Annotated in this window: 7 protein-coding genes and 1 pseudogene; 4 read left to right on the top strand and 4 right to left on the bottom strand. The window is 38.0% G+C overall.

Annotated features, from left to right (window positions below):
* Positions 1 to 79: 79 nt before the first annotated feature.
* Positions 80 to 571: a hypothetical protein gene (locus tag ACFQ3N_RS05215; protein WP_390360210.1), complete on the top strand. Its 492-nt coding sequence runs from the start codon at positions 80 to 82 to the stop codon at positions 569 to 571.
* A gap of 45 nt (positions 572 to 616) precedes the next feature.
* Here ACFQ3N_RS05215 and ACFQ3N_RS05210 read toward each other — a convergent pair whose 3' ends face one another.
* Both ACFQ3N_RS05210 and ACFQ3N_RS05205 read right to left on the bottom strand, forming a co-directional pair.
* Entirely contained in the window at positions 617 to 2,089 is a 1,473-nt protein-coding gene (locus ACFQ3N_RS05210; protein ID WP_390360208.1) for an MDR family MFS transporter, read from the bottom strand.
* Between the two features lie 155 nt (positions 2,090 to 2,244).
* Positions 2,245 to 2,679, bottom strand: coding sequence for a hypothetical protein (locus ACFQ3N_RS05205; protein WP_390360206.1), 435 nt, complete (start codon positions 2,677 to 2,679; stop codon positions 2,245 to 2,247).
* Between the two features lie 126 nt (positions 2,680 to 2,805).
* On the opposite strand from ACFQ3N_RS05205, the gene ACFQ3N_RS05200 reads away from it, so the two are divergent.
* From ACFQ3N_RS05200 to ACFQ3N_RS05190, 3 genes and pseudogenes are all read left to right on the top strand, one after another.
* Positions 2,806 to 3,462, top strand: a complete 657-nt coding sequence (locus ACFQ3N_RS05200) for a hypothetical protein (protein WP_390360204.1) — start codon at positions 2,806 to 2,808, stop codon at positions 3,460 to 3,462.
* 60 nt (positions 3,463 to 3,522) lie between these two features.
* Positions 3,523 to 3,708: a hypothetical protein gene (locus tag ACFQ3N_RS05195; protein ID WP_390360202.1), complete on the top strand. Its 186-nt coding sequence runs from the start codon at positions 3,523 to 3,525 to the stop codon at positions 3,706 to 3,708.
* 124 nt (positions 3,709 to 3,832) lie between these two features.
* Positions 3,833 to 4,144 (top strand): annotated as a pseudogene (locus ACFQ3N_RS05190) (DUF1801 domain-containing protein); the annotation flags it as partial.
* Positions 4,145 to 4,168: 24 nt separating this feature from the next.
* Here the strand turns inward: ACFQ3N_RS05190 and ACFQ3N_RS05185 are convergent.
* Both ACFQ3N_RS05185 and ACFQ3N_RS05180 read right to left on the bottom strand, forming a co-directional pair.
* On the bottom strand, positions 4,169 to 4,909 hold the full coding sequence (locus ACFQ3N_RS05185; protein WP_390360200.1) for a MerR family transcriptional regulator: 741 nt from the start codon (positions 4,907 to 4,909) through the stop codon (positions 4,169 to 4,171).
* A gap of 110 nt (positions 4,910 to 5,019) precedes the next feature.
* Complete coding sequence (locus ACFQ3N_RS05180) at positions 5,020 to 5,838, bottom strand: squalene/phytoene synthase family protein (protein ID WP_390360198.1); 819 nt, start codon at positions 5,836 to 5,838, stop codon at positions 5,020 to 5,022.
* Positions 5,839 to 6,000: the final 162 nt, after the last annotated feature.

The following is a 6,000-nucleotide window of genomic DNA, read 5'->3' as shown; positions in this document are numbered from 1 at the left end:
CGCTGGTGTTCTTAGGAATCCCCCACTTCAATCAGACCGCAAGGTCGATAAGTGGTGGGTAGTTCAAGGAGGTATTCACATGAAAAAGCGTATATTAATTATTTTCTCCACTGTTCTATTAAGCACAATGTTATTTACAATTGATACTGAAACAGTTAATAGTCAATCAAATGACATACCGGATTTCCCAAAATCAAGTAAAGACAACCAGCAACTATTTGGTTATTTTATCCTCGACATTTACCATGATGATATTTATCAAGCAATAGAAGATTATTATAAGGATAGTACCGTACATGGTTATGATACACCTGGTTGGAAAAAACATGATATGGTTTCTATTACTGAAGCAAACAATAATATAGAGGGGAATGATGAGAGGAACCAAAGCTATTCCTATGTAATAAAAATTACCTTATTACCTACCAATGAAAAGGGGATACATTTAGGTACCGATACGCTTTACTTTGCGGTGGAACCAAAACGTTACTCGTCTCAACAGGATCCTAATGAATTTCCTTCGATAAAGTTAATTAAATACGAACATAAGGCATTACAGAAAAAACATTAAAGCGTTAATGGGCAAAAAAAAGACTAACAAATCACACAAAATTTGTTAGTCTTTTGAAGTTAATTCTTCCAACTCCTTAGGTACTGCACGATATACAAACCATGACATAATTACAGCTATGATTGATAATACAAAAGCTATAAAATACACAAGCTCGACACCTGCAACTAATGCTTCACTTTTCACAATCGGATTAGTCGGGTCTGATACATTATTAAGAAAGTTAATTTCTCTTGCATTCATGATACTAATGAATACTGAAACTCCAACAGCACCTGCAACAGGCTGTAATGTCGTCATAATCGCTGTCCCGTGTGGGTATAAATGTTTTGGTAGTTGATTTAACCCATTTGTTTCCGCAGGCATCATAATTGCTGAAATGGCTAACATCAACAATAGGTATCCCACAATAATCATCCATAACGATGTATTCATATTTAGTTTACTCATCATAAACATGGTACCAGATAATACGAGTGAAGCTGGTATTATCATTACTCTTGGACCGAACTTATCAAAAAGGTGTCCCATTAAAGGTGACATGAGTCCATTTAACACCGCCCCAGGAAGCAAAACGAGTCCAGCTGTTGCAGGAGCTAAAGCTAACGGACCTTGCATAAAAATAGGCAGGATGATTTCAGATGAAAACATAGTCATTATAATAATAAAAAACATAACAATCGCATGTGTGTACATTGGAAACTTAAACACTCTTAGATCTAATAAAGGTTCATCCAGTTTTAGTTGTCTTAACGAAAAGATTACTAGTCCCAATATACCTAATATAATAGGTATATACACGACCGGGTTAAGGAAACCAGCATCACCCTCCCCTACTGAACTAAAACCAAATACAATACCACCAAATCCTATCGTAGATAATACAAGGGAAAAAATGTCTATTTTAGGTTTAGTAACTTCCGAAACGTTGATTAAATATTTATAAGCAAATGCAATTGAAAAAATAGCAAACGGAATTACAGTAATAAATAGAAATCTCCAGCCTAAATACTCAACAATTATTCCTGATAACGTTGGACCAATTGCAGGTGCAAACATAATGACTAATCCAACCAACCCCATAACCTTACCGCGTCGGTGTGGTGGAAACAGTAGTAAAAAGACGTTGAATATAATTGGGATTAACAACCCTGTTCCAACTGCCTGCGTGATCCGACCTACTAATAAAATGGGAAAGGTCTGTGCAATAGCGCAAATTAAAGTGCCTACTGTGAAAGCAGTCATGGTACCCAAAAACATTTGACGTGTCGTAAACCATTGTAATAGTACAGCTGAAGCTGGGATAACAATACCCATCACTAACATAAATCCCGTTGCCATCCATTGTACAGTAGTGACTGAAATACCAAATTCATCCATTAAAGTTGTTAAAGCAATATTTAATAATGTTTCATTTAAAATAGCAAAAAAAGCACCAATTATTAATGACAGCATAATTGGCATTACTTTTATATTTGGATCATCTGCCAAATATTCGTATTTCTTATTTCCATCCATGCTAAACTTCTCCTCTTTCTTCTTTCCAACTAAAAAAGGCAAGCTTCGATTCAGCTTGCTTAGTCACCGTATAAGTTCTAGACATTTGTAATAACTTCAGTTGGAAAATAGTAGCATAATATTAACACGGCCCACTGCACTTAGCAAGAAATATTTTAATGATAACAAAACCAGACAAACCATCCTTGTTCCTCATTTTTAGCCAGGAAAAGTTGTCCTTGTGAAAGGCTAGAACTTACCCCTTCCCACTTCGGAAAATAAATTCTTGCCAACCATGATTTACTAGAAACATCTTCCCCACAATAATTCGCAGCTATTCTACGGTAAATATCATCACGAAACACACCCACTGTTTTTGGAAATGGAGTTGCGGTTATGATCTTCCATTCACCATACTTGTCAGCATCTTCATCTGACCCATACATTTCCGGAATTATAGTTTCTAAGGCTTTTAGAAATTCCTGTTTATCCTCTAATGAGGTTTGCTCTAATTTATTTACATCAGGACAATCAATTGATGACGCACTAACCTCTATTATAGGAAATAAAAATACTGAAACTAAGATCGTCCATATAAATAGTCTTTTCATAAGCCCATTCACCTCCACATCATTAATGTCTCCTAACATTTATTAAACAATGTACTAAAATCATTCCCACTCTAGACGAATTCACCATATAGTAAAGAGAAGGGCTTTAAAGAAAGGAGATAAGTAATGAATCAATCATCATTTGATAATCGACAACAATTCCCTGGTTTTCCAGGTGGACAATTTACTGAATCACCCGATGCCTCCCCAGACGGACAATTTCCCGGACAGGATGGACAATTTTTCGGTGGACCTGGTGGACAATTCCCTGGCCAAGGCGGGCAGTTCCCTGGTGGACCTGGTGGACAATTCCCCGGTCAAAGCGGGCAGTTCCCTGGTGGGCCTGGTGGACCATTCCCAGGTCAAGGTGGGCAGTTCCCTGGTGGGCCTGGTGGACCATTCCCAGGTCAAGGTGGGCAGTTCCCTGGTGGGCCTGGTGGACCATTCCCAGGTCAAGGTGGGCAGTTCCCTGGTGGGCCTGGTGGACCATTCCCCGGTCAAGGTGGGCAGTTCCCTGGTGGAGGGCCATCAGCAGTTGCCCCTACTTCTCCACCACCAGATTTTGAACCAACACAATCACAATTCCAAACCTTCGCTGTAGACCCCGGTGCCATACGAGGATGCCTATATCGTTTCACCTATATTTGGTTGCGCAGAGATTCATTCTGGTTTTTCCCAGTTTTTGTCGGAAGACGATCCATCTCTGGATTTAGATGGTACAGGAACAGATGGGTATATTACGGGGTGGATTTAGATAGAGTTCAGTCATTCCAGTGCTTCTAGTACTATAAATAGCCATAACCCCTTCTTACTTCATAATGTTTTTAGAAGGAGGGATTGATGATGAATCAAACCGTTTTATTGTATTTATCATGTATTTTAGCCGGCTTTGCATTGACTAGAATTCCAGCTTCATCTGTTGTTAGTAGTGGTATAGTCAACTTCTTTGATATCGTAGGAGGAATAGCAATCATTATATTTGCTATAGCCCTCTTGCATCTTGGTGTCAAAGCATTGCTTGGCAAATGAACTTAGTGAGAGGGATGCACCCTGCATTCCTCTCTCCTTTTAGGAATTATTTGGAATTACATGTTATTATGAGGACAAGCTAAAGTTCAGTCCTGACTTCAGATATAAAGGAGGAGAGTTACAAATGTACGAGCTAAAAACAATGGAAACCGATAATAGTGCCATCGAGTTTATTGAACATGTCGAAAGCTCAAAAAAACGAGAAGACGCTTATAAACTATTAGATATTTTCACTGAAACGACAGGTTACACTGCAAAAATGTGGGGGCCAAGCATTATTGGGTTTGGTTCATATCATTATAAATACGCATCTGGTCATGAAGGTGATGCACCGTTAGTTGGATTTTCACCTCGAAAATCAAAAATCAGTTTATATTTTGCAACAGGTGACACAAAACGAGAAGAATTAATAAATTTCAAAGGCTCCATATCCAGCTACAGGACATAGAGCCTTTTTTTGTTACTCACGATTTTCATCAGCATAAACTGCCATCGAATCGCGCATAAATACCGCTAATCCTTCACCATATTTATCAATATTTTTCGTAAACCGTTCATCTTCCACATACATTTGGCCAAGTCCTTTAAATGCATCAAGTGAGTAACTACCAATTTTGTTCAAATAGTCATACCATACTTTTATAGCAGCTTGCGCCTCATCAGATTCAGGTGCTTGATGTCGGATGGCCGCTAAGTCTTTATAAATAGCATCAAAGTCTGCGCCCATTGACTTTATTTGCTCCTTAGACATCTTGCCTAATTTTGAATTAGACTCACCCACTGCCTTGTCACCAAAACGTGCACGTGCTTCTTGCTCATACGGATTATGACTAAAATCAAAGCCTTCAAACTTTTCTTTATCACTGATATTAATTTCTCCTTTCGAGTGTTGAATTGTTTTATCAATTGTCGCAATCATTTTATCCATACGACTTCGTTTTTCCAATAACATTTTCCGATGTAGTTCGAGTGCTTCTTTCTTGTCAAATGAGGGACTATTGATAATTTCTTTTATCTTTTTCAAAGGGAGGCCCAGTTCCTTAAAGAATAATACTTGTTGTAACATCTCTAGGTCACGATCCGAATAAATACGGTATCCAGATTCGGTTGTTTCTTCTGGTGTTAATAACCCAATATGATCATAATGATGTAGTGTGCGCACACTAATACCTACCAAATCTGCAACTTCTTTAACTTTCATCGGTGTCCCCCCTTCACTAGTTACTATAAAGTATAACGTAACGTGAGAGTCAACAGAAATTTTGAATAATATAAAAAGCCACTATTCCAAATTGGAACAGCAGCTTACCTTTACTCTTTTGTAACTTCTTCTACAATTGTTTCGACTTCATTTCGGGATATTTTTTCCCTTCCATCTTTTAACGCTTTTACTGTTCTTTTCGCTAACGCTAGTGGAATTTTACAAAACATGATAATATTTTTCGTATTAATATCTTTCATATATTCATCGGCTTGGGCTAAATTGTTTTCTGTATAGCTAAACATGTCGTCGGTGCCCCAACCATCCGGTATAAATCGTACCCCACGTTCATGATCTTCTCCTTGATTGCGCAAAATGTTTACCGCCTGTAATCCTCGTCCATAGCCAATAGCAAGTTCACGATCTGTTTGAGTTCCATCATACCAATACCATATATCTGATAGCATGACTCCTACTAAACCAGCCACGTAATACGTATAGTCATCCAAATCTTCTTTACTTTTTATATGCCAATCTTTTTCGACCCAATCTGCCATTCCACCTGCCATAATACTTGTAGAATCTTTTACCTTATCGACAATACCTGATGGACAAATTCTAATCCAGTCACCTAAGCGCATTGTGACCTCTGGTAATAGTGATTCATATGGTTGCAACAATTCACGATATGCTATCTCATCAAAATCCCTTTTCAAAAGTAAACTAGTTGAACGTAATAAACGCTCCTTCGCTTCAGGTTCTATTTGTTCATGATCTTCAATTTCGTCGATAGCACGCATGCATAAATAAGCTGAAGCTACCGTTTTTTTCAAGGTAGGCTTTAACAGGTTTATAGGAATATAAAATGTTCTACTTGTAAGCTTCAACATGTGCATGGCTTCTTTTTGTAATTGTTTGGTATCACTCAACAGAGACGCCTCCTTAGTTACCGTTTAGTATACCAAAAAATAAGGATAATTTATATGGATTGGTCTAACTAAAATGTTTCCAAAATGTTTCCTGACCGTCGCCAACCTGCCCCGCCGCCTTTGTGTTTTATGGTCTCCCATTTGTGTCTGTACGTTTCGCCT

Origin of the sequence: Virgibacillus byunsanensis (genome assembly GCF_042675965.1) — a bacterium.
Taxonomy (GTDB): Bacteria; Bacillota; Bacilli; order Bacillales; family Amphibacillaceae; genus Virgibacillus_R; species Virgibacillus_R byunsanensis.
This window is presented reverse-complemented; position numbering and strand designations above follow the sequence as displayed.

Coding starts and splice junctions, on each gene's coding strand:
- ACFQ3N_RS05205 (WP_390360206.1), bottom strand. CDS start 2,679: ATGAAAAGACTATTTATATGGACGATCTTAGTTTCAGTATTTTTATTT.
- ACFQ3N_RS05200 (WP_390360204.1), top strand. CDS start 2,806: ATGAATCAATCATCATTTGATAATCGACAACAATTCCCTGGTTTTCCA.
- ACFQ3N_RS05210 (WP_390360208.1), bottom strand. CDS start 2,089: ATGGATGGAAATAAGAAATACGAATATTTGGCAGATGATCCAAATATA.
- ACFQ3N_RS05195 (WP_390360202.1), top strand. CDS start 3,523: ATGAATCAAACCGTTTTATTGTATTTATCATGTATTTTAGCCGGCTTT.
- ACFQ3N_RS05185 (WP_390360200.1), bottom strand. CDS start 4,909: ATGAAAGTTAAAGAAGTTGCAGATTTGGTAGGTATTAGTGTGCGCACA.
- ACFQ3N_RS05215 (WP_390360210.1), top strand. CDS start 80: ATGAAAAAGCGTATATTAATTATTTTCTCCACTGTTCTATTAAGCACA.